16 protein-coding genes and 5 pseudogenes are annotated in these 22,620 nt (G+C 69.3%); 8 read left to right on the top strand and 13 right to left on the bottom strand.

Translation table 11 applies throughout. The features are described 5' to 3' along the window. Nucleotides 1-5: 5 nt before the first annotated feature. The 4 genes and pseudogenes from KYY02_RS12995 to KYY02_RS12980 form a co-directional block, all read right to left on the bottom strand. Nucleotides 6-245 (bottom strand): MbtH family protein, encoded by a 240-nt coding sequence (locus KYY02_RS12995; protein ID WP_371238064.1) that lies wholly within the window; start codon nucleotides 243-245, stop codon nucleotides 6-8. Between the two features lie 437 nt (nucleotides 246-682). After that, the gene (locus tag KYY02_RS12990; RefSeq protein ID WP_371238063.1) at nucleotides 683-922 is read right to left on the bottom strand and encodes a hypothetical protein; all 240 of its coding nucleotides are present in this window, start codon (nucleotides 920-922) and stop codon (nucleotides 683-685) included. Between the two features lie 208 nt (nucleotides 923-1,130). Beyond that, nucleotides 1,131-1,829 (bottom strand): BBE domain-containing protein, encoded by a 699-nt coding sequence (locus tag KYY02_RS12985; protein WP_371238062.1) that lies wholly within the window; start codon nucleotides 1,827-1,829, stop codon nucleotides 1,131-1,133. A gap of 256 nt (nucleotides 1,830-2,085) precedes the next feature. Next, nucleotides 2,086-2,349 (bottom strand): annotated as a pseudogene (locus KYY02_RS12980) (FAD-binding protein); the annotation flags it as partial. A 276-nt stretch (nucleotides 2,350-2,625) separates the two neighbouring features. On the opposite strand from KYY02_RS12980, the pseudogene KYY02_RS12975 reads away from it, so the two are divergent. From KYY02_RS12975 to KYY02_RS12955, 5 genes and pseudogenes are all read left to right on the top strand, one after another. Continuing rightward, nucleotides 2,626-2,766 (top strand): annotated as a pseudogene (locus KYY02_RS12975) (HTH domain-containing protein); the annotation flags it as partial. Nucleotides 2,767-3,059: 293 nt separating this feature from the next. Next, complete coding sequence (locus KYY02_RS12970; RefSeq protein ID WP_371238061.1) at nucleotides 3,060-3,527, top strand: VOC family protein; 468 nt, start codon at nucleotides 3,060-3,062, stop codon at nucleotides 3,525-3,527. Between the two features lie 19 nt (nucleotides 3,528-3,546). Further along, a pseudogene (locus KYY02_RS12965) lies at nucleotides 3,547-3,657 on the top strand (transposase family protein); the annotation flags it as partial. 480 nt (nucleotides 3,658-4,137) lie between these two features. Next, complete coding sequence (locus KYY02_RS12960; protein WP_371238060.1) at nucleotides 4,138-5,205, top strand: right-handed parallel beta-helix repeat-containing protein; 1,068 nt, start codon at nucleotides 4,138-4,140, stop codon at nucleotides 5,203-5,205. A gap of 475 nt (nucleotides 5,206-5,680) precedes the next feature. Beyond that, on the top strand, nucleotides 5,681-5,923 hold the full coding sequence (locus KYY02_RS12955; protein ID WP_371238078.1) for a hypothetical protein: 243 nt from the start codon (nucleotides 5,681-5,683) through the stop codon (nucleotides 5,921-5,923). Nucleotides 5,924-6,475: 552 nt separating this feature from the next. On the opposite strand, the gene KYY02_RS12950 is transcribed toward KYY02_RS12955, so the two are convergent. Next, complete coding sequence (locus tag KYY02_RS12950; RefSeq protein ID WP_371238059.1) at nucleotides 6,476-6,949, bottom strand: nuclear transport factor 2 family protein; 474 nt, start codon at nucleotides 6,947-6,949, stop codon at nucleotides 6,476-6,478. Nucleotides 6,950-7,065: 116 nt separating this feature from the next. Between KYY02_RS12950 and KYY02_RS12945 the strand changes: the two genes are divergently transcribed. Next, on the top strand, nucleotides 7,066-7,656 hold the full coding sequence (locus tag KYY02_RS12945) for a TetR family transcriptional regulator (RefSeq protein WP_371238058.1): 591 nt from the start codon (nucleotides 7,066-7,068) through the stop codon (nucleotides 7,654-7,656). A 454-nt stretch (nucleotides 7,657-8,110) separates the two neighbouring features. Here KYY02_RS12945 and KYY02_RS12940 read toward each other — a convergent pair. From KYY02_RS12940 to KYY02_RS12910, 7 genes and pseudogenes are all read right to left on the bottom strand, one after another. Further along, a pseudogene (locus KYY02_RS12940) lies at nucleotides 8,111-8,332 on the bottom strand (monooxygenase); the annotation flags it as partial. A gap of 514 nt (nucleotides 8,333-8,846) precedes the next feature. Next, nucleotides 8,847-9,173, bottom strand: a pseudogene (locus tag KYY02_RS12935) (DUF6461 domain-containing protein); the annotation flags it as partial. Between the two features lie 473 nt (nucleotides 9,174-9,646). After that, entirely contained in the window at nucleotides 9,647-12,127 is a 2,481-nt protein-coding gene (locus KYY02_RS12930) for a glycoside hydrolase family 3 protein (protein ID WP_371238057.1), read from the bottom strand. A gap of 516 nt (nucleotides 12,128-12,643) precedes the next feature. Further along, on the bottom strand, nucleotides 12,644-15,211 hold the full coding sequence (locus KYY02_RS12925; protein ID WP_371238056.1) for a family 78 glycoside hydrolase catalytic domain: 2,568 nt from the start codon (nucleotides 15,209-15,211) through the stop codon (nucleotides 12,644-12,646). A 70-nt stretch (nucleotides 15,212-15,281) separates the two neighbouring features. Then, nucleotides 15,282-16,190 carry a carbohydrate ABC transporter permease gene (locus tag KYY02_RS12920; RefSeq protein WP_371238055.1) on the bottom strand — a complete coding sequence of 303 codons (909 nt, stop codon included), beginning with the start codon at nucleotides 16,188-16,190 and terminating at the stop codon, nucleotides 15,282-15,284. A gap of 5 nt (nucleotides 16,191-16,195) precedes the next feature. Next, nucleotides 16,196-17,080 (bottom strand): carbohydrate ABC transporter permease, encoded by an 885-nt coding sequence (locus tag KYY02_RS12915; RefSeq protein ID WP_371238054.1) that lies wholly within the window; start codon nucleotides 17,078-17,080, stop codon nucleotides 16,196-16,198. A gap of 103 nt (nucleotides 17,081-17,183) precedes the next feature. Further along, entirely contained in the window at nucleotides 17,184-18,497 is a 1,314-nt protein-coding gene (locus KYY02_RS12910) for an ABC transporter substrate-binding protein (RefSeq protein WP_371238053.1), read from the bottom strand. Nucleotides 18,498-18,793: 296 nt separating this feature from the next. Here KYY02_RS12910 and KYY02_RS12905 point away from each other — a divergent pair, with 296 nt between their 5' ends. Beyond that, a complete protein-coding gene (locus KYY02_RS12905) occupies nucleotides 18,794-19,807 on the top strand; it encodes a LacI family DNA-binding transcriptional regulator (RefSeq protein ID WP_371238052.1) in 1,014 nt (337 codons plus the stop codon). A 60-nt stretch (nucleotides 19,808-19,867) separates the two neighbouring features. Beyond that, a complete protein-coding gene (locus KYY02_RS12900; RefSeq protein ID WP_371238077.1) occupies nucleotides 19,868-20,908 on the top strand; it encodes a LacI family DNA-binding transcriptional regulator in 1,041 nt (346 codons plus the stop codon). A gap of 674 nt (nucleotides 20,909-21,582) precedes the next feature. On the opposite strand, the gene KYY02_RS12895 is transcribed toward KYY02_RS12900, so the two are convergent. Next, nucleotides 21,583-22,500 carry a LysR family transcriptional regulator gene (locus KYY02_RS12895; RefSeq protein WP_371238051.1) on the bottom strand — a complete coding sequence of 306 codons (918 nt, stop codon included), beginning with the start codon at nucleotides 22,498-22,500 and terminating at the stop codon, nucleotides 21,583-21,585. Between the last annotated feature and the right edge of the window lie 120 nt (nucleotides 22,501-22,620).

Here is a 22,620-nt window from a genome sequence, read left to right as displayed (position 1 = left end):
CGAGTTCAACTTTCTATGCCGGAATGGGCACCTGTAGTGGGCGCCATGGCCCAGCGAAGGCTGCGCGGCCGCATATCGGGCCAGTTATCCTCGATGAAGGCGAGGCAGTCTTGGCGGTTCGCGTCGTTCAGTGCGATCTGCCATCCTGCGGGCACGTCCACCGAGACCGGCCACACCGAGTATTGTTCTTCGTCATTGCGCAGCACGCGGTAGCTGCCATCGTTCTCTTCAAAAGGACTGGACACACAACACCTCACGAGGGCGCGGCTGGGCCACCACTGCACTTCCGGACGCTTTCAACATCATCACCGGAATCGCCGCCACCGAGAAACAGCGGCCATGGGACGACGAACACGCAACAGCCGGACCACGGGACACCCAATAGCCGAACAGAGGAAAATGGCCTAGGAAACCAGGACGCGCACGACCCGAGGCGCCTTGAAAAAGTCGTGAAATTCCCCCAGCCCCCTATCGCGCCGCAGAGCAGCACTTCCCCCATCTCCATGTTCGAACCGAGAAGGAGCCTAGGTTGGCTTGATCCTGATCGTCAACCGCCTTTTGATAATTTTACAGTCGGACACCCCGATTGGAACCGGACGGAAGTCAGTCATATAATCTCATAGTTGGGCACTCCGATCGAAACCGGACAGAGACCACTCAGTTGTGATCGCCACCCGGCGGCTCACGCCCTGATGTCCAGCGAGAGGAACGGCCGATCCGCTCCTACTACGGTGAGGACAGGGAATGCGCCGACGGCTGCACTGACGCCTGCCGGTAGCTCATCGACGACAGCTGCGAAGTCGGCCATCTGCGCCTGTGGCAGCAGATGGTTCCGTTTGAGACATCGCTGCGCGTCGCGCAGGCCCTTGCCCTCGCCGGTGCGGCGGACGACGTACGCCTTCGTGGTGGGGTCCAGCCGCATCCTGAGCAGCGTGATCCGTCGCTCGGTTCAGCTGTCGCCCTGTCGGCACCGGCGCGCACGACGGGGACCGGCCGCCGCCAGATAGCCGACTCCGACGACGGCCATGCACACCGCGCCCAGGGCAAGTACCCGGCGCAGTCCGTCCTCGGCGCCGCGCCGGCTGGTGGGACGGTCGGTGCGGGGAAAGTCGGCGGGGATGGGGGATTGGTCATGGCGGCTCCCCGTCAGTTCGCCGCGGTCGCATCGGCGGCCGCGGGATGTTGTAGTTGAGGCGGAAGAGGTTCTGCGGGTCGTCCCCGGCCTTCAGCCGCGCCAATCGCTCCAGGTCGGTCGGCGCATAGGCGACGCGGACCCGGTTCTCGCCCGCGTTCGCGCCGAAGCCCAGGAAGTTGAGGCCGGCGCCGGACGAGAAGGGTTCGAGCGCCTCGAAGAGCTTTTCGTACACCCCTCGGGTGTCCTCGGCGGTGATCCCGACCAGCAGGGTGACGACGGACAGCAGGTACGGGGCGTCCCGGTGCGCCACCGGGTTCGGGTGCTCGGGCGGTTCGGCAACGGCGCCGCCGAGGTGCCGCAGCTCCACCACGCACGGCACCGGCGCCTGCGGGCCCGCGTGTTCCAGAAGTGTCCGCAGCACGTCGTCGCTCACCTCGCGCAGCATGGTGGTCTCCCGCTGGAACGGGAGGGGGACCGGCGGCTCGTCGTGGATGGAGGCGCTCTCCGTGTACGGCATGTCCCGCAGCATCTCCAGCAGGACCGGCCCGGCCTCCCGCAGTGGCGCCACCAGCCGCTCGCCCTCCGCCGCGTCGCCCGTGTAGGCGATCCGCACGTGGTAGACGCACCGGCCGCGCATCGGCTCGGGCACCTCCGGGTCGTCCGGCATGGGGATCAGCGCGACCGAGGAGTTCATCTCCCGGGGCCATGCCGTCGGCCCACCGCACGTAGGCGCTCAGAACGCCGGGCGCAGCCTCGGCGTCGTAGAAGAAGCCGCCACCGTACACCCGGGACACCGGAACCAGATCCCTTTCCAGCCGGGTCACGATCCCGAAGTTGTCGCGGCCGCCCACCACCGCCCAGTACAGGTCCGGGTCGCTGTCCGCGGTGACCGCGCGCAGCTCTCCGTCCGCGGTCACCAGTTCCAGGCCGCGCACCCGGTCCGCGGCATAGCCGCATGTGCGCACCAGCAGACCCACGCCGCCGCCGAGGACATAGGAAACGACGCCGACGTGCGGGGCGGACCCGTTCAACGGCGCGAGCCCGTGCGGCGCCGTCGCCGGAATCACCTGCTCGAAACGGACGCCTGCCTCGACCCTCACCGTTCGCAGGTCCGGGTCCACGTCGACACCCGTCATGCGGGTCGTGGTGACGAGCAGCCCGCCCCGCGCGGTGGCGGCGTAGCCGTGCCCGGTGCACTGCACGGCTACGGGCAGTCCACGTCCCGCGGCGAAGCGGACCGCCTCCTGGACCGTCCTCCGCCCGCGCGGCTCCGACGATCACCTCGGGTTCGTGCCGGACGGCGAGATTCGCCCCGGTGCGCTCCTCGTCGTACCCCTTGTCCCCGGGCAGCAGGACGGGTCCCTCCACCTGGGAGGCGAGCGTCTGGATGTCGGCACGCTTCACAGTCTCTCCATTCGGTTCGTACCGGCGTGCGCCATCGTGAAACCGAGACATGACAACCACCGACAGGTATAGGGAAGACTCAAAGAGTGAAGTTCGACCGACTCCTCTCCGTCCTCCTGCTGCTCCAGCAGTGGGAGCGCGTCCCCGCGACAGGGCTGGCCCAGCGCCTGGAGGTCTCGGTGCGCACCATCCACCGGGATGCCGAGGCACTGCCGGCGGCCGGGATTACGCCTTCCGGAACAGAGCGCGAGGGATGAAAGGGTTTCCTGCCCTCCGTAGTCACGATCACCGGCCGGAAATCACAGGGGCTCCGATCGTCCGGATCGGCGTCGGGCAGGCTGCCGAGGGCGGTGTACAGCCCGTCGCTGCGCAGCCCGCGTCGACGGCGCAGTCGGGGCTGCCCCATCATGGTCCCGGCACCCGCCGCCTCGGTATGTCATCCGGGTGTCGGAGGCCAGGGGGGACGCGTGTTCCCCCGAGTGGGTCGTTCGGACGGGTCCGTGCCGGGCACCTGCATCGCATGACCACTGATGCAAGTCGCCTCCGGCTGGTGCAGACCGTGCTCGACAGCACTGATGTCCGCCGACTGGCCGAGTTCTACCGTTCCTTGCTGGGCCTCGACTACGCCGAGGGGGACGAGCCGCCTCCGGCCGGGCAGCCGGACGAGCGCGGCCGGGACTGGCTGGTACTGCGTACGCCCGACGGTGTCCCACAGCTCGCCTTCCAGCAGGCGGAGCGCCTGCGGGAGCCGGACTGGCCCGACGGGCCGGTGCCGCAGCAACTGCACCTCGACATGAGCGTCGACTCGCTGGAGGAACTGCGGAACCAGCACGAGCGCGTGCTCGCCCTCGGCGGCAGTCTGCTCAGCAACCGGGACCGGCCGGACCCCGACGACGAGGAACGCTTCCGCGTCTACCGGGATCCCGAGGGCCACCCGTTCTGCATCTTCGTCGCGGAGCGGGACCAGGAGCCCGCCGGCACACCGTGAAGGAGTCAAGCGTGCAGCCGAAGACGCCCCCGCCGACCACAAGCGCTGGAAGCAACTGGCCCGCTGGACCCATCGACGCGAGGCCCTGCCCGTCACCTACCAAGCCATCGCCGGTCTCGTCCCCGACCGCACCTTCCCCCCTCGGTCGGACACCGGACGCCTACCGGGCCATGGCCGACCGTCAGGTCCTCAAGACCCTCCTCCGCCCCTGACCTCCCTCTGCCACCCGCACGGCGAAGGACGTTCCGCCCATGCGGACCGTCACCCCGCCGAGCCGGCACACCGTTCCGCGCGGGGCTCCGCCCACAGGAGCCACCGCCCTGGCCGCACCCCGCCCGACGGACTGCTCACCGTCCCCACCGCGGCTTGGCACCCCCCGCCTCCTCCCGGCCCTCCCCGATGACCGGGGACTCCACGTCTCGGCCGATCCGGGCGAAGAGCAGCCCGCCGCCGTAGGCCAGGGTGGCCTTGGAATCGTTGTCGGCGCTCAGGCCTGCCCCGGCCGGGCAGCCGGTGACGGAGCCAGGGAGCCGATCCGGTCGATGACGGATTGAATCCATGGAGTCACCAAGAGTGGCGATTCCATGGGTTGGCCCATAACGTCGAGATCATGAGAAAAAGTCGGGTTGTATCCCTTGGTTGCGCCATCGTGCCCCTCGCCGTCGGCACGGGCGCCCTCGCTCCGGCCGTCTCCGCCCACAGCAAATCCGAGCAACTGGTCCGGCCGGGCCAGTCCATCCAGAGGGCCATCGACGCGGCCGGCCCCGGAGCCACCATCGTCCTGACGCGGGGCACCTACAGAGAAAGCGTCACGATCACCAAGCGGCTGACCCTCCGGGGCGCGGGCGACCAGACCGTGATCGCGCCCGGAAAGGACGAGGAAGGGCGGAGTGCTTGCGCTGAGGAGGGCAACGGCATCTGCGTCACCGGTACGGACGAGCACCCCGCCACCGGGGTACGGATCCAGTCACTGACCGTCGAAGGGTTCAAGAAGAACGGCGTTTCGGCCACGCACACCGACCAACTGGAGGTTCACCGTGTGACCGCCCGGGACAACGGCCAGTGGGGCATCGCACAGGACCGCTCCACCCGTGCCTCGTTCCGCCACAACACCGCAAGCGGCAACGGCGACGCCGGGATCTACACGGCCAACGTGTTCGAGGCCGATGCGGAGAGCAAGACCTTCGACACCCGCGGCACGGTAATCAGCGGCAACCGCCTGACGGGCAATCGGATCGGCACGACCACCCGTCGGCTCAGGAATCTCACCATCGAGCACAATGCCATCACCGGGAACTGCGCGGGCGTCTTCGTCGTGTTGCCGCGCACGGTGGGCGATCTGACCATCCGCGGCAACACGGTCCACGAGAACAACAAGTACTGCCCTGCCACCGCGCGCCTGCCCCACCTCCAGGGGGTCGGCATCGTCCTCGTCGGTACGGAGAAAGCGCTGGTGACACAGAACGCGGTCCACGACAACGTGGGCGACTCGCCGTATTCCGGCGGCATCGTCGTATTCGGCAGCATGGACGGCGTCTCCAACGAGCGGAACGTCGTCCGCGGCAACCTCGTACTGGGCAACCGCCCGGCGGACCTGGCCACCCGCGACGACAAGGGGAAGGACAACGAGTTCATCGACAACGCCTGCGAGACTTCCGAACCGGTCGGCACATGCTGACCGGCCGGGCCGAGCGGTTCGGGGCAGCCGTCCCCGGAGGGAGACAAGGGCGATGACGACAGGGGAAGACAGCCTCCCCCGGCATACGGCTACGGACACAGGTCCACCTCGTCCTCGTCGGGGTGTGTCAAGGAATCGTCCTCTCCGCTCGCCGAAGAGCCGGGGCCGGTAGGTGCTGGAAGTCTTCGCCGGCCGACGCGGTCGCCTTTGAGCTGGGCGGAACGCCGGCTCACTCATGAGGGGAGGCCGGGTGCCGGTCGCGCACAAGGACCTCGACGAGGGTGTTCGCACCGGAACTGGTGGACGCGGCCGTCGCCCAGCACGGGCGGGGCGAGCAGCAGCGCCGCCTGCTCCCGGCCCGGCCCTTGACGGATACCTTACCCATACAGGTGAGAGCGGGTTTCGGGGCGCTGACCGTGGCCGATCGAGTCGCCGCTGCCGCGCGGCGGCGGTGAGCGCGGCATGACGTTCGGTCGTGCTGCTGGAACCGGCGTACCCGGGCGTGACGAACGCGTCCGCGACGCTGCGGCTGCGCCTGGCCCCGCCGCAGCCGGCCGGCATCACCCCGGCCCCGGGCGACAGCGGCGCAGAGCTCGCCGTGGCCACGACGGCGTTCACCCGCTGGCAACAGTTCGGTCGGCGACCTCACCGGCCCGTCCCCGCACAGCATCACGAGAGTCTCGTCGCCCTGGTGAGACGGGCCGCCCCTGAGTGGTGAACCCCACCTCTGGGGGGTGTCGAGCCGGGAGAAGTTCAGCAGTCCCTCGCTCGTTCCGTGTACCTGCTGGGTCCGGCAGCCGAAGGCGTCGCCGAACTGCCCGGCCGTCTCCTCGTCCAGGCGGGCCCCACCGACCTGCAGTACCTGCGGGCCCGACAGGTCGGGCCCGTGTGAGGCCGGCGTGCGCGGTGAGCCACTGGCGGGCGGCCGCAGGGGGCAGCACGCAGTGCGTGACGCGTTCCCGCTCGATCAGCGCCGTCGCGGCGGGATTGCCGGGTGCGCCGAGCACGGCCTTCCCTCCGTGGGCGAGAACGCGCCCCATCGGCCGATCCCGGGAGGGGGACGTCCGCTGCGGGGTGCAGGCCTGCGATTCCGTGACCGATGACCTGTCCGTCACTGTCATGATCTGCCGTCACCACCGAGTGCTGGACAGGGCTGTTCATTCGACCCGGGCCCGAGCGGGCGGACGACCGCAGGAGAAGTGCTGCTCGCGGTCGTCCTGCTCGACTGCGTGAGCGGTCCCTGGACGGAGCCGAGCATCGAGAACGCGGGTCAAAAACCGAGGTCGCTGAGACCGGGGTGGTCGTCGGGGCGACGGCCCAGCGTCCAGAAGTACCTGCGCTGCGATGCGGCGATCGGGAGGGTGTTGATGGAGGCGTGGCGGGTGTGCATCAGTCCGTTCTCGTCGAACTCCCAGTTCTCGTTGCCGTAGGAGCGATACCAGTGGCCGGCGTCGTCGCGGTGCTCGTAGGCGAAGCGCACCGCGATGCGGTGGGCGTCGTACACCCACAGCTCCTTGATCAGCCGGTAGTCGAGTTCGGTGTTCCACTTGCGGGTCAGCAACGCGACGATCGCCTCCCGTCCGGTCGCGAATTCCGAGCGGTTGCGCCAGCGCGAGTCCACCGTGTAGCCCAGCGACACCCTCTGTGGATCACGGGAGTTCCACGCATCCTCGGCGAGGCGGACTTTCTCGGTGGCGGTCTCCCGGGTGAACGGCGGGACCGGGGGACGGATGGCGTCGGTCATGTCAGCTCCTCGCTCCGGGGCGCTACGCGCACGCTGCGCGCCGCAGGGGAGAACGCTCGTTCTCTCCTCGTCCTGCTAAAGTAGAGAACGATGGTTCTCCAGGCAAGGGGGCGGACATGCCGGACCGCGAAGCGGCCCAGGACCAGGCACTCAGAGCGGCCGAAAAGCTCTTCTACAGCCACGGCATCCGGGCGGTGGGAATGGACGCGGTGCGCAATGCCTCCGGACTGTCGCTCAAACGCCTCTACCAGCTGTTCCCCTCCAAAGAGGCCCTCGTACTGCAGTTCCTGAGCAGGCGTGACAGACAGTGGCGGCAAGCCTTGGCCCACTACGTGGACACTCACACCACACCCGAGGAGCGAGTCATCGCGGTGTTCGAGTGGCTGCACACCTGGTTCTCGGAACCGGACTACCGCGGGTGCGCCTTCATCAACTCCTTCGGCGAACTGGGCGGAACCTCACCCGAAGTCGCAGCCCAGACCCGCCGCCACAAACAGGCCTTCCGTGACTACCTCGTCACCCTCGTCACGGCCACCGGGCGCCCGGCGACACTGGGAGACCAACTCGTGCTGCTGGCCGAAGGCGCCATCACCACAGCAGCGATCACCGGCACTGCCCAGCCGGCGACCCAGGCCCGTGATGCCGCGCGCCTGCTCATGCTCACGTACGCACAGCACAACCAGGCCCACCCCGACGTTGGTCAGTAGGCCGGCTCATCCACGGGCCCGACCCGTAGGTACACCAAGGACGCCCGGAGTCGCCAGGTTCTCGCCCACGCCCCCTCGTGATGTGCGCCTATCGAGAGGTCTGACGGTGCGACCGGAACGATCCGACGCGAGGCCCTCGATCACATCCTGGTGATGAACGAAGCACCTGCCCACCAGGTTCTCGCTGCGTGTCAAGAGCACCACACCACGCATCGCCCCCACACCGATCACGAGACCAACGACCACCCGAGGCCCGAGAACAGCCTGCGGTATTGCACGATCGCGTGCCCTGCAGGACCCTGCGCACCCGCCTCCTTCCCGGGATCATCACGAGTACCGGTACACGACTTGATCTGCAGCGACGACTCCACGAGCACCACAGGACCTGACGGCTTCCGGTCGCTGACGCACACGATCCCGTCGTCTTCTGCCCGGTCCACCGGATGTCAGGTCGCGGTTCCTCGCGGGTCATCGGGGGCTCGACGGGGGTCGGGACGGGCGGGCCGAACAGAACGGCCCGGGCCACCGAGGGGGTGAACACGGCGGTCAGCGGTGCGGACAGGCTGAGTACGGATCGGAAGGCGGCACCAACCACCGGGTCGCCGGGGTAGCGGTCCTGGACCCGGCCCAGATACCAGTGGGCCGCGCGGTCCGCGGCCCGGGCCGCCCGGGCCGACGTCTTCCGCTCCATCGAGACCGGGTGCGACCGCAGCCGACTTCGCAGACACCCCGAGTACGGGTACGTCACTCCGCTCGAAACGAGGATCTTGTTCGGACAAGGCCTCACCCCCGCAGCGTAAGCACCTGCTGTCGGGAGCCGGGGGAACTTCACTGCTTCTCCACCCCTTCTCTTCGACAGCAGAGCTGTGCTGAATGACGGGGACTACGACGGCTTGCCTCATAGTGGGTGGCGGGGGTGGTCCAGGCCGGACGGGGACGCCCCGCATCCCCCGGGGAGGCTGAGATGCTTGCTGGGAAGTTCGAGGGTCAGGGGCGCGGTCGCTGTCCTCGAGCCGCAGGGTGAGCAGTGGCCCGTCGAGGGTGCCCGTGCCGAGTACGGCTCCGGTATGGTGCGCTGTCGCCTCCAGTACCGGAACCAGGCCGGGGAACTCTTCGCCCGATGCGTCGAGCCGCCCCTGCACCCCATCCCACCAGGGATGGGGAGGACGCGGTTTGGTGCCGGCAGCGCCCGGCTCGAACCGCTCGACGCACTGTCCGTTCCGCCAGTACGCGAAGCCGTTCATGCCGTCCCCGCCCCGCAGTACGCTGAAGGTCTCCGTGCCGCGGGACAGCGCGGACAACGGGCCGGACATGCATCCCATGACCCCGTAGTCCTCGAAGCAGAACGACCAGTCACCCGTCCGCCCTGACCGCAGTACCGAACCCTCCGGCAGGTCGTCACCGGCCAGCTGAGCGGCCTGCTGCCGGGTGAGAAGCCGGGCTGTGCGGGCATCGGCTCCGTAGCGGGCGAGCACTTCTTCAGGAGTGATGCCGTAGGTGATGGTCACGCACCACATCACGGCGCGCGGATCCCCAGCCCATGCCCACGGCCCGATCGTGGAGTCTTTCACTGGCGCCCCTTCGGGTTTGCCGGGCGGGGCCCCGAGCATCATCTTGGAACCCCGGCGTTGGTGCTGCTGTGTCCTATGTCAATCGACGACAGAGCCGTCGTACTTTTCGGTATCCGGAATGCGCGCACTCTTCACGAGCACACCGTACGTGCCGCCGGCAGACGAGTTGGCCTTCCCTGAGGCATGGGCACGCACGGCTTCTCACAGGCGGACGGCTGTCAGCACGAGCCGGACAGATCCACCACGCCCCGCCCTCGTACCGCGGGATGCGGAGGCGTAGGACTGCAGGTTTGTGACCGATGGCCTGTCCGTCCCCGTCATGACTTTCCGTAACCACCGAATGTGGGACAGAGCCCGGTGAACGGTGCGCGTGACGCCCCTCACCGGAGGAAGCGTCACGCGGAGGTCACCGGGAACGATCAGCCGATCGTAAAGGTTCGCTGTGCTGTGAAGGTGCGCGATGAATGCGCCGTCGCGAGGGTGTACCGGCCGGGCACAAGGGTCCAGGTGCCCGACTTCCAGACGGTGAGGTCCTGCGCGGGGACGGTGATGCGGAGCTGCCGGGATCCCGCCGGCGGAAGCGTGACCTTCTGGAAGGCGACCAGGCGGCGCGGTTCGGCCGCTGCCGCTGCCGCTGCCGGCAGGGTGGCGTACACCTGGACGACGTCGGTGCCCCGGCGCCGCCCGGTGTTGGTGACGGTGAAGGTGAGCGTGACGTTCCCGGCCGCCGGGTCGTAGGAGGCTTCGAGGGAGCCGTGGGCGAAGGTGGTGTAGGACAGCCCGTGGCCGAAGGGGAAGCGGGGTTGCTGGCCCTTGGCGTCGTAGTAGCGGTAGCCGACGGCGATGCCCTCGTCGTAGGAGACGATGCCGTTCGTGCCGGGGTAGGAAGCGGTCGTGGTGCCCGGTCCCTGGCCGGCATCGGCGGGGAAGGTGACGGGCAGACGGCCGGAGGGGTCAATGTCGCCGAAGAGGACTGCAGCGAGGGCGGTGCCCATGCCGCGGCCTCCGTACCACGCCTGGATCACGGCCTCCACGTCGTTCAGCCAGGGGGTGGCGACGGGCCCGTCGGTGTTGAGGACGACGATCGTGCGGGGGTTGACGGCGGCGACGGCTGAGATCAACTGGTTCTGATCGCCGGGGAGTTCGAGTCGTTCGTGGTCCATGCCTTCACCGGCGACCCGGTTGACGAGAAGGACCGCGGTGTCGGCGGCGCGGGCTGCGGCTACGGCTGCGGGGATCAGCGAGTCGGGCTGCCAGCCGAGGGTGAGGCCGCAGGTGCCGGGCTCTGCTGTTGCGTTGGTATAGGTCAGCTCCACGGTGACGGGGTGGCCCGCGGTCAGTTCGGCGATGCCCTGGAGCGGATAGTCGTAAGGACCGAGGAAGAAGCGGCGCATCTGCCGGGTACCGGAGACGACCGTCCTGCCCTCGATCTTCAGCGACGCGGTTCCGGCGGGCAGCAGGGAGAAGCGGTGCAGGCCCGTGACGGTCGGAACCAGGGTGCCGGTCCACTTCGCCGACCACACCTCGGGCAGGCCCTCGACCGGCGCGGTGGTGAAGTCGACGGTCGTGTCGGTCCGGGTCGTGATCTGTGTGCCGTTGGCGTCTGCGCCCGCGTGGTAAGCGCCCATCAGGCCGGCTGCTCCGGCGGCGGTGCGCAGCACGCTCGAGGGGATCGTGGTGAGGGGGACGTCGCCCTCGGTGCCCTGTACGTGGGTGACCTTGACGGAATCTCCGGCGCGGGTGCGGATCGCCTGCAGGGGCGTGCTCCAGGTCCCGGGGTCGACGAAGGTGGAGCCGGCCACGCCGGGGAAGGCGTCGGTGCCGGCAGGGCCGATGACGGCCAGGGACTTCAGCGACGCGGGGAGCGGCAGTGCCGAGGAACGGTTGGCGAGCAGCACGGTGGAGGCGACCGCGGCCTCGTGGGCAAGGTTCTTGTGTTCCTCGGTGCTGACGTCGTCGGCGGGGGCGGGGACGGGGTGGTCGATGAGGCCGCATCCGAACATCGTGACGAGGATGCGGCGGGCCGCGTCGTCGAGACGTGTGCCGGGGATCGCGCCGTCGGTGAGGGCGCCCGCCGGGACCTTGACGGCGCCGGGGCCGAGTCCGGCGAGGTCCATACCGGCGCGGGCGGCGGCGACCTGGTCGGCACCCGCCCAGAAGTCCGGCACGGTGTAGCCCTGGAGACCGATCCGGTCCTTCAAGTCGTCGAACAGGGCGGGGTGCTCGGTTGCGAAGGTGCCGTTGATCTTCGGGTAGGCCATCATCACGGAGGTGACCGGTGCGGCTGCGATGACACGGCGGAAGGGCGCCTGGTAGATCTCGTGCAGGGCGCGGTCGGAAACCCTTGTGTCGGTGAAGAAACGGTTGGTCTCCTGGGTGTAGGCGGCGAAGTGCTTGACAGTGGCCGCCACGTTCTGGCTCTGCATGGCGACGGTGAGGGCCGCGCCGAGGCGGCCGGCCAGCAAGGGGTCCTCCCCCATGGCTTCGGCCTGGCGGCCGAAGTGCCAGGTGCGGGTGAGATCAACGGTGGGGCCGAGGAGGTTGTTGTAGCCCTTGGCGCGGCCCTCCGCGCCAAGGACCCGTCCGATGCGGCCCGCCAGGTTCTCGTCGAAGGTCGCCGCCTGCGCCACGGGCACAGGGAAGGCGGTCACCCCCTTCTCGCCGCGCAGCCCCGCCGAGGCGTCGACCATGGCGAGCGCCGGGATACCCAGGTGGGCGACGGCGGCGAAGTCGCACCGGACGAGGGCCTCCTTTTCGGCGGCCGTCATCCGGGCGAGCAGCGCGTCCGCCCGGTCCCGCGGGCCGGGGCCGAAGGCGGCGGCCTGGTTGTCCATGACCGGGGCCATGCTCACGGCCAGGGCGGTGAAGGTGGCGACAGAGAGGAATGTTCGTCTGTTCACAGCGGCTCTCCGGACGAAGATGACGGCTGCTCGACGCGCCGTCGCAGGAGTGGGGGAGGTGAGGCCGGCCGAGGGGTCAGGTATACGGCCGGCCTCAGTTTTGTGAGGCTTCGAAGACGGTGACGCACGGTGCGCGTCCCAAAGAGCGCACCCTCCGTTTCACTTCTTTCAAGACAACGGCTGCCGCGTCCCACGGCAACGGTTCCAGTGCCCGTAGGCACCGTCTCGCGAAGCGTTTCATCCAACGAACCGGAAAACTATGGCTTGTTGTGTCCCAGGTCAACCCTCGTGCAACACTTTCCCAGGCAACCCCCTGACCAGCGAATACAGGCCGATCCAAGTGAAATTCGATTTGAAATTTCAATTGAACAACCGCGCGAGGCACCCTTTTATCGACGCAATGGATGGGAGTCATTCACTGGACGAATACGAAAGCTCCCGCACTCCTCCTGAAAACAGCAGAGCCCGGCGCGTTTCAGTCACGCGCCGGGCTCTGCTGTCGGGTCGGACGGCCGCTCAGGCAGCCTCTGTGGCGAGTTCCGCCGTATCCAGGAGGTGCTCGCCCGGCCCCAGGTCGACCGGGGCGCAGCCGGGGAGTTCGGCGGTGGCCGTGCAGCCTTCCGGCACCGTGATACGGGCCGTCAGTCCGGTGGCCCGGAGTTCCCAGGACAGCGACGCCGTTCCATAGGGCGTGTCGTGCCGGGTGCGGGCCCAGGTGATGCCGCCACCGGGGCGCGGCCGGAAGGCGATGGAGCGGTAGCCGGGCGCGGTGGCGGTGATGCCACCGACGACGCGGTGCAGCCAGTCGGCGACTGCGCCGAGGGCGTAGTGGTTGAAGGAGGTCATGCCGCCGGGGTTGAGGGTGCCGTCGGGGCGCATGCTGTCCCAACGCTCCCAGACGGTGGTGGCGCCCATCGTCACGGGATAGAGCCATGAAGGGCACTCGGTCTGGAGGAGCAGGCGGTAGGCGACGTCGAGGTGGCCGGTGTCGGTGAGGGCGTCGCAGATGAGCGGGGTGCCGACGAAGCCGGTGGCGATGCGGGCGTCGTCCTCGGTGATCAACTGGGCCAGGCGATCGCCGGCCGCCTGCCGTTGCTGCGGTGTCAGCAGGCCGAAGGCGAGGGCGAGGGCGTAGGCGGTGGCACTGTCACTCGTCATGCGCCCGGAGGACAGGACGTATCGGCGCCGGAAGGCGTCGGCCACTTCGTCGGCCAGCGCCGCGTACCGCGTCGCGTCGGCGTTGTTCGCCAATTCGGCGGCGATCAGGGCGAGGTGGCGGGCGGAGTAGGCGAAGTAGGCGGTGGCGACGAGGTAGCGGTCGGTGCGGCCGGCGGCCGGGTCGTCCGGCGGGGCTGCCGGGTCGAGCCAGTCGCCCAGCTGGAAGCCGGTGTCCCACAGGCGGCTCGGGCCGGCGAGACGCTCGACGAGGTCGACCCACGCCCTGGCCATGGGGTAGTGGCGGCGCAGCAGGCCGAGGTCGCCGAAACGCTGGTAGAGCGTCCAGGGGGTGAGGGTCGCCACGTCGCCCCAGGCGGCTCCGGGATGGATCGGTGTCCACATCGGCTCGCCCGGGATGACGGGCACGTACCAGGGAACCGTACCGTCGGGCAGTTGTTCCAGGCCGACATCGGTGAGCCAGGAGTCGAGCAGGCCGACGCAGTCGTAGAGGTAGCTCGCGGTCGGGGTGAAGACCTGGATGTCGCCGGTCCAGCCGAGGCGTTCGTCGCGCTGGGGGCAGTCGGTGGGGATGTCGACGAAGTTGCCGCGCATGCTCCACACGACATTCTCGTGCAGCCGGTTGACCATCGGGTCGCTGCACTCGAACCAGCCGGTGCGGCGCATGTCGGTGTGGTACACCCGGGCCGTGACCGCCTCCGGAGTCAACTCGCCCGGCCATCCAGTGACTTCGGCGTAGCGGAAACCGTGGAGGGTGAAGCGGGGCTCCCAGGTGAACGGGCCTCCTCCGGAAAGGATCAAGCAGTCCGTCGCGTACGCCTCCCGCAGCGGCCCGGTGGCGAGCTCACCGTCCTGCAGGACCTCGGCGTGCCGGATCGTGATCTCCGCGCCCGCCGGGCCGTCGACGGTGACGCGGAGCCTGCCGACCAGGTTCTGCCCGAAGTCGAGCAGGTGGCGGCCGTCGCCGGTGCGGGTGACGGTGACCGGGGTGATCTCCTGGGTGCAGCGCACCGGTGGTCCCAGCGGGGCGACGAGGGTGGCCGGGTCACGGATACCGGTGCGCACGGGAGTCCACCCGGCACCGGACGCCTGTGGTGTGGCCCAGTGGGGGTCGTCGAGCCGGGCGTCGAAGGTCTCCCCCTCGTACAGGCCACTGGTGAGGATCGGTCCGGGGGCAGCGGTCCAGGAACCGTCGGTGGCGACGACGGTGGCGGTGCCGTCGTCGTACGTCACCTCCAGCTGGGCGATGAGGCACTGGTCGGTGCCGTAGATGTTGCGGGTGCCGCCGTCGAAGCCGTACTTGCCGCGGTACCAGCCGTCGCCCAGCCACGCGCCGATGGTGTTGGCACCGGTGGTGAGGTGGCCGGTGACGTCGTGGGTACGGTAGCGCAGCCGGTGCGGGTAGACCGTCCAGCCCGGGGCCAGGATCTCGTCGCCGACGCGCCGGCCGTTGATCTCCACCTCGTACAGGCCGTGGGCCGTGACGTACAGACGGGCGCGCGCGACGGACCGGTCGAGACGGAAGCCCTTGCGGACCAGGGCCGGGCGGCGTTCCGCTTCCGGGTCCTCGTCCCAACCGGCGCCCACGGGAACGGCCTGCCAGTCGGCGGGCGTCAGAAGTCCGGCCTCGGCAACGCTCGGTTCACTCCACGCCGACGGCTCGTCGGCGTCCGGGGTCCAGACACGGACGCGGACCGTCACGCGCTCACGGGAGGTCAGCGGCTCACCGGGCCAGGCCACCAGGATCTGATCGGCGCTGTTGACGCGTCCTGTGCGGTACACGTCGCCGGAGCGGTCGAGCCGCAGCTCGTACGCCTCCTGACGACCGGCGCCCGGAGACAGCGTCCAGGTGAGGCGGGGAGCGGTCACTCCGATACCGAGTCCGTCCGGAAGATGTTCGAAGGACACCGGGGAAGGCTGAGGAGGCAGCAAGGGAAACCTTTCGTCACGTGCGTGGGGCGGTGGGACTGACTCGTGGTCAGCCCTTGACCGCTCCCGAGGTGAGTCCCTTCATGACCTTCTGGTTGAGGAAGAGGTAGATCAGGAGGGTGCCGAAGACGTTGATGCAGATGGCCGCGAACAGCGGCCCGTACTGGGTGGCGCCGAAGTCGCCGGTGAAGTTGAGCAGGCCGACCTGGATGGTGCGCAGGTCCTGGTCGTTGGTGAAGGTCAGCGCGATGAGCAGGTCGTTCCAGATGAAGAAGAACTGCACCAGGCCGACGGTGAGCAGGGCGTTGCGCACCAGGGGGACGCTGATGGTCCAGAAGGCGCGCAGGATGCCGGCGCCGTCGATGGTGGCCGCCTCGAACAGCTCACGCGGGACGGTGCGGTAGTAGGTGGCCATCATGAAGACGGTCAGCGGCAGGCCGGTGCCGGTGTAGGTGAGGATCAGCGGCCACAGGGTGCCGGACAGGCCGGTCTGGAAGTAGACCGTGAACAGGGGCAGCAGGATCATCTGCGGCGGGACCATCATGCCCGCGAGGAAGATCAGGAGGGTGAGGCTGCGGCCCTTCCAGACCATGATCTGCAGGGCGAAGCCTGCGGCTGTCCCGAGGAGCAGCATGAGCGCCAGGGCCGGGACGACCGCCAGCAGGCTGTTCTGGACGTACAGGCCGATGTTGCCGGTGGTCCAGGCTTCGGTGTAGTTGCCCCACTCCCAGGTGGTGGGCAGGCTCCAGGTGGAGTTGTTCAGGTAGTCGTCGTTGGACTTCAGCGACGTCAGGAACATCCAGACCAGCGGGTAGATCTCGACGACCAGCAGCAGGCCGACAACGGCCTTCACCCACAGCCGGCCCCCCTTGCGGAGGCGGCGGACCCGGACCGCGCCGTCGGACGTCCCCCGGCCCGGGCGGCCCGCGGAGGTCTTCACAGTCGTGTCGATGGCCATGGCTCTCAGCCCTCCGTGAGGTCGCGCCGCGAGACGCGGTAGACGACCAGGCTCACCAGCAGGCACACGACGGTGAGCAGCAGGGCGATGGTGCTGCCGTAGCCGTAGTCGCTGTAGGTGAACGACGTCTGGAACATGTACAGGGTCAGCGGGGTGGTGTCGTTGCCCGGCCCGCCGTTGGTCAGGGCGACGATGGAGTCGAAGACCTTCAGCGTGCCGTTGATGCTGAAGATCAGCGACGACATCAGCACCGGCAGCGACAGCGGCAGCACGATGTGCCGCACCAGCCGCAGGCCCGTCGCCCCGTCCAGGCGGGCGGACTCGAGGACCTCGTCGGGGATGTCGACCAGGCCGGCGAAGAGCAGTACGGCGTAGAAGCCCATGGAGCGCCAGATGTCCATCACGATCAGCACCCAGAACGCGCTGCCCGCGCTGCCGAAGAAGTCGACCGACTCCAGACCGACCGCGTTGAGCAGGGAGTTGACGGGGCCGGTCTGCGGGGCGACCTGGAAGAACTTCTGGAAGAGCAGACCCACCGCGACCGTGGGCAGAACCACGGGGAAGAACACCAGGGTGCGGATGAGCGCCGAGGCCCGTTTGAGGAAGAAGACGTACAGCAGGGCCAGCAGGTAGCCGGCGACCACCTGCCCGGCGGTGACGACGACGGCGTACTTGAGCGTGAACCACAGGGCGTCGTGGACGGCCGGGTCGTCGAGCAGGCGGGAGAAGTTGGCGACACCGTTGCCGGTGAAACCGTCGATGGTGTTGCCCTTGGTGAAGGAGTACCCGAGCGACCACACCATCGGGGCCAGCATGATCAGGGAGTAGACGAGGAGGGCGGGACCGAGCAGGATCGCGACGGCCCTGCGGTCACCGAGTACGCGGTGCATGGGTGGTGTCCACTTCGTTTCCGTTGAAGAGACCGGCCTGGTGGTGGCGGGGGGCGGCGCGCGCTGCGTGCGTCAGGAGGCCTCGTGCGCCGCCCCCGGCCGGTCACTGGGCGGCCAGCGCGTCCTGGACGGTCTGCATGAACTGCTCGGGCTTCATGCTCCCGCTCACCAGGCTCGCCGCGTTGGTCTGGGACACGGTGGTGGCCTTGGTGCCGAACAGGGCCTCGAACCACAGCACGTTCTGCTTCGAGGAGCTGATGGTGTCGCGGACCTGGGTGGTGACCTCGTTGGCGTCCTTCACCTCCGTGTTCACCTTGAAGCCGGAGATGGAGCCGTGGTCCTTCAGGGCGGTGCTGCCGTAGTTCTTCGCGATGCAGGACACCCAGTCGCCGGTCTTCTCGTCGAAGGACTTGGCGGACAGGGTGATGCCGAGGCCGACGTTGGAGGGGTACTGGTCGACCGAGCCCTTACCGCCGGAGACGGCCGGGAAGGGCATGAAGCCGACGTTCTCGGCGCCGACCTTGTTCTGCTTGTCGTCGGAGATGTTCGCCAGCGCCCAGCTGCCCATGTAGAACATGGCGGCCTCGCCGTTCAGGAACTGGTTCATCGCGGTGTCGTAGTCGATGGAGCCGACGCCCTTGCCGAAGTAGCCCTTCCCGCCCAGCGCGGCGACCTCCTCGGCCGCCTTCACGTACTCCGGGTCGGTCAGCTTCGCCTTGCCGTCCGCCACCTTCTGCAGCGCGTCGGGGCCGAGGCTCCGGTAGAGGTAGCCGCTGATCAGCCGGGTCAGCGGCCAGCCCTGCTGACCGGAGGCGGAGAACGGCTGGACGCCCTTCGACTCCAGCTTCGCCGCGGCCGCCACCAACTCCTTCCAGGTACCGGGCGCCTTCAGGCCGTTCTCCTGGAAGAGCTTCTTGTTGTAGAAGATCCCCTCGATGTTGTACTCGTACGGCAGCACCTGCAGCTCGCCGCCGTACAGCGCCTTGATCGTGGAGACGGCGGCCGGCTCCAGCTGGTCGAGAACGCCGAGCTTCTTCAGCTCCTTCTCCAGGTCGGCGACCTTGCCCGACTCGGCCAACTGCTGGGTGAGGGCGGGGGCGTTGCCCGCCGCGAACTGCACCGGCAGTGCGTCCTGGCCGGCCAGCAACTGCAGCTTCTGGTCCAGGCTCGCCTGGGGCACGGTCTCCACCTTCAGCGGCAGGGCCTCGTTCGCCGTCCTGCACGCCCCCTTCGACATGGTGGTCAGAGCCGTCTTCACGGTGGTGTTCTCGGTGACGCTCAGGTAGCTGAAGTCCTCCGGCGCGGCCGAGGAACCGCCGCTGCCGCCGCAGGCGGTGACGAGCAACGCCAGTGAGGCGGTCCCGGCGGTGAACAGGCTCAGGCGCGCACGACGGGCACGGGGCAAACGTACGGACACGGAAGACTCCCAGGGATCTTGGAGAGAAAAGCAGAGGAGTGAAGTGCGGTGCCAGGGGCGACGAACAGGCCCGGCGAAGGCGGGCGGAGATCGTGTAAAACGTTCTCTACAAGCAAGTGGGCAACACCCTGCACCTCTCCTCCGGTTCCGTCAAGACACATCCATGTAACGCTGGAGTCACACGCCAGAAGACTTGACGACGCCGGGGGGCTATCATGTAGACCGTTGCACCTACGCCCACAAGAACCGGAGCGCTGACGATGGACCGGGCTACGGCACCCCGACAGAACAGACGTGTGACCATCACCGATGTCGCCCGGCACGCGGGCGTGTCCACCGCCGCCGTCTCCAAGGTGCTGCGCAACGCCTACGGTGTGAGCCCGGCCATGCGGGAGAAGGTGACAGCGGTCATCAGCGAGCTCGGATACCGTCCGCACGCGGCGGCACGCGGCATGCGCGGCCGGACGTACACGATCGGCGTGCTGCTGGACAACGTCCGCAACGCCTTCTTCGCCGACATCCTCGACGGCGTCCAGGACGAACTGCGCACCAGCGAGTACACCGTGCTGATCGGCGCGGCCGGATTCGGGCCGGAGGAACAGGCCAGAACCATCCGGTCCATGGTCGACCGCCAGATGGACGGACTGATCCTCATCGCGCCGGGAACCCCGCGCGGCGAGATCCTCACCACGGCCGCCTCGACGCCGACCGTGGTCATCGGCCACCACGACGCCGCGGACAGCCACGACTCGGTCGTCGACGCCGACGACGTCGGCGCCGGACTGGTCGTCGACCACCTCGTCTCGCTCGGCCACCGTGACATCGCCTTGGTGTCGGCCCACGGCACCAAGGCCAACCGGTGGAAGCGCACTCCCGAGATCGTGCTCAGCGACGGCTATCTGGAAGCCATGGAACGGCACGGCCTCACAGACCACGCGCGCGTGCACCACGCCGCGTACTCCGACGACGGCGGTTTCAAGGCCGGCATGACCCTGCTGACGGCCGACCGCCCGCCGACCGCCGTCATGACCGGCGCCGACGTCGCCGCCCTGGGCATCTACCGCGCGGCCCACGAACTCGGCCTGCGCATCCCGGACGACCTGTCGCTCGTCGGCTACAACAACACCGCGCTGGCCGCGCTGGCCCCCGTCCAGCTCACCAGCGTCGACCAGGCCGGTCACACCATGGGCTCCGCCGCCGCCCGCATGCTCATCGAACGCGTGGAAGGCCGACGGGACCGGGCCATGCAGACGACGATGACGCCGCGGCTGGTGGAGCGCGGCAGCACCACGGCCCCGCGGGCCCGTTGAACCATGGGCCAGCATGTACCCGCCGCGATTCGCGGGGTGGGACACGGGCGTGACACCGCCATGGTCCGGGACGGCACTGCGCGCCGCAGAGTAGGCATCAAGGACGTCGCCCGAGCGGCCGGTGTCTCCCTCGGCACCGTCTCCAACGTGCTCAACCGTCCCGAGATCGTGGCCGAGTCCACGAGGACACGGGTCCTCGACGTGATCGACTCGCTGGGCTACGTACGCGCCGAGGGGGCGCGGCAGTTGCGCGGCTGGACTTCCCGGGTCATCGCCGTCCTGGTCCACGATCTGGCCAACCCGTTCTTCACCGCCCTGGCCACCGGCGTGGAACAGGCCGCGCGCGAAGCCGACCTCGGCGTGATGGTCTGCACCGGCGCCCGCGACCCCGCGGAAGCCGCGCGCCACCTCGCGCTGATCACCTCCCACCAGGTCCGCGGCGCCGTGCTGACCTCGGGTGAGGGGGTCGGTCGCACCGTGGCCGCCTTCCGCCGCAACGCGGTCCCCTTCGTCGTGGCCGACCAGAGCGCGTCCCAGCCCGGCGCCTGCTCCGTCGGGATCGACGACGTCGCGGGAGGCCATGCGGCGATCCACCACCTGGTCGAGCGAGGACACCGCTCCATCGCCCACGTCAGCGGTCCCGACCGTCTCCAGCAGATACGGGACCGGCGCCGGGGTGCCCTCGGCGCCATCGGTGCGGCCGGCCTTCCGGCGGCCTCGCTGCGGGACGTGCCGTGCCCGGCCCTCACCGTGAACGCCGGCAGAGACGCCGGACACCGCGTCCTCGGTCTGCCCACCCGGCCGACCGCCGTCTTCTGCGCCAACGACCTGCGCGCCCTGGGGGTGATGCAGGCGCTGTACGAGGCCGGACTGCGGGTGCCGGACGACATCGCGGTCGTCGGCTACGACGACATCGAGTTCGCGGCGTCCGCCGTCGTCCCGCTCACCTCGGTGCGACGGCCCGCCGCCGCCATGGGCCGGCAGGCCGGCCGCCTGCTCGTCGAGGACACCGGCCGCGGCGTCGTCCACGGGCACGCCCACGTCGTCCTGCAGCCGGAACTGGTCGTGCGCCGGTCGTCCATGGGGACGCCGGCGCGGTGACGCGGGCCGGTCGGAGCCGTTCGGGAAGATGGCGGGGCAGGGCTCGCGAAGCGCGGCGGGTGAGGAGTACCAGCAGGGCCGAGACCAGCAGAGCGGCCAGGCCCAGCAGTCCGACGGCCGAGGCCGACGAGCCCAGGGCTCCCTTGCCGCCGAGCAGGAGCAGCGGGCAGACGAACTCGCCGAGGAAGAAGGCCGCCATCCACAGGCCGTACCGCGTGGGAGCGCCGGGACGGTCAGCGCCAGGGGGACCAGCGCCACATGACCGGGCGCGGTCTCGACGTGCTCCTGCATGCGCGGCGGGACCGGAGCGAGCGGCACCGCGCCGGGGACGGGTGGGCAGTCGCCGGCCATCAGCAGGACGGCGGGCAGCCCGCCCCGCGCGGTAGGGGCCTCGCCGCGGTCGGGGGAGGGCGGGACGGCAAAGACAGGCATGACGGCGCTCCGGGGCAGACGGCGGGAAGGCGGCACCTCGGCGCGGACGGGTCCCGCTTCCGGGGAACTCGGCGCATGGGCGCGTGACGTGCCACGACTGTGCGGGCCGGGCACCGGCCCGCCCACCCCTGCGGCGGTCCGCGTCCTGGATGACGTCGATCCAGGCCGTGGACAGCGGCGGTGACGACCTGCCGCGAGGCCGCCGGGCTGGCTTCCCGGACACTGCGCCCGCCGGACCGCAGTCACGCCCCGGGGGCCTCGGCCAGTCGTCTGCCGACCCGGGCGGCCGTCTCCCGCAGCCAGATGTGGGCCGCGTCATGGGTGTGCACGGGGTGCCACCACAGCGCCTCCCGCAGCGGCACCGCCTCGTACGGCGGCTCCATGACGCGTACGGCGGTGAGCGGTGCGAGGAGCCGGGCGAGGCGGGCCTGGATCAGGGCGATGCGCTGGGTACCGGTCACCAGCAGCGGCATGATCTGGAAGCTGTCGACGGACACCTCGACCCGGGGTTCGATGCCGAGCATGCCGAGCTGCCGCACGGCGGGGGTGTCGTAGGTGCGCTGGTAGGTGACCCACGGCAGCCGGGCGAGGTCCTGACGGGTGAGCCGCTCGTCGACGCTGGGATGGCCGTCGGCGACAAGGAAGACCCAACGGTCGTCGTAGAGGTCGGTGGCGGGGAAGTCACTGATGACGCCGTGCGGCATGAGCAGGCCGTCGGTGGTGCTCAGCAGCGTGTCCGTGGCGTCCACCACCGTGGTCGGAGTCTGTGCGAACCGCAGGCGGATGCCGGGGGCCTCCTCGTGGACGACGCGGGCGAGTTCGGCCCCGAAGACGGCGACGGCGTAGTCGGAGGCGATCAGCTTGAACTCGCGGCTCTCCTTGGCGGGGTCGAAGGCGGCCTGGCTGGCGAAGAGGCGTTCCAGCAGGTCGTAGGCGGTGGCGGTGCGGTCGAGGAGGACCTGGCCGAGGGCGGTGAGTTCGTAGTGGCTGCCGACACGGGCGAGGAGCTCGTCGTCGAAGTGGCGGCGGAGTCTGCCCAGGGCGGCGCTCATGGCGGGCTGGCTGAGACCGACGCGCTGCCCGGCGCGGGTGACGTTGCGTTCCTCCAGCAGCGCGCGCAGGGCGACGACGAGGTTGAGGTCGAGGCGGGCCAGATTCACGTGTCTTCCCTTTGCGATACGGCGCTGACCAGGAGTAATCGACGGCATGGATGCCAGTCATCCATAGAAGCGATTTCCCTGATCCCGGGTGGCGGGTCCAGATTAGTCGCACCGCAATCA

The sequence above is a fragment of the Streptomyces pimonensis genome (genome assembly GCF_041380215.1).
Classification (GTDB): Bacteria; Actinomycetota; Actinomycetes; order Streptomycetales; family Streptomycetaceae; genus Streptomyces; species Streptomyces pimonensis.
This window is presented reverse-complemented; position numbering and strand designations above follow the sequence as displayed.

Coding starts and splice junctions, on each gene's coding strand:
- KYY02_RS12990 (WP_371238063.1), bottom strand. CDS start 922: ATGCGGCTGGACCCCACCACGAAGGCGTACGTCGTCCGCCGCACCGGC.
- KYY02_RS12985 (WP_371238062.1), bottom strand. CDS start 1,829: ATGAACTCCTCGGTCGCGCTGATCCCCATGCCGGACGACCCGGAGGTG.
- KYY02_RS12970 (WP_371238061.1), top strand. CDS start 3,060: ATGACCACTGATGCAAGTCGCCTCCGGCTGGTGCAGACCGTGCTCGAC.
- KYY02_RS12960 (WP_371238060.1), top strand. CDS start 4,138: ATGAGAAAAAGTCGGGTTGTATCCCTTGGTTGCGCCATCGTGCCCCTC.
- KYY02_RS12950 (WP_371238059.1), bottom strand. CDS start 6,949: ATGACCGACGCCATCCGTCCCCCGGTCCCGCCGTTCACCCGGGAGACC.
- KYY02_RS12945 (WP_371238058.1), top strand. CDS start 7,066: ATGCCGGACCGCGAAGCGGCCCAGGACCAGGCACTCAGAGCGGCCGAA.
- KYY02_RS12920 (WP_371238055.1), bottom strand. CDS start 16,190: ATGGCCATCGACACGACTGTGAAGACCTCCGCGGGCCGCCCGGGCCGG.
- KYY02_RS12915 (WP_371238054.1), bottom strand. CDS start 17,080: ATGCACCGCGTACTCGGTGACCGCAGGGCCGTCGCGATCCTGCTCGGT.
- KYY02_RS12900 (WP_371238077.1), top strand. CDS start 19,868: ATGGTCCGGGACGGCACTGCGCGCCGCAGAGTAGGCATCAAGGACGTC.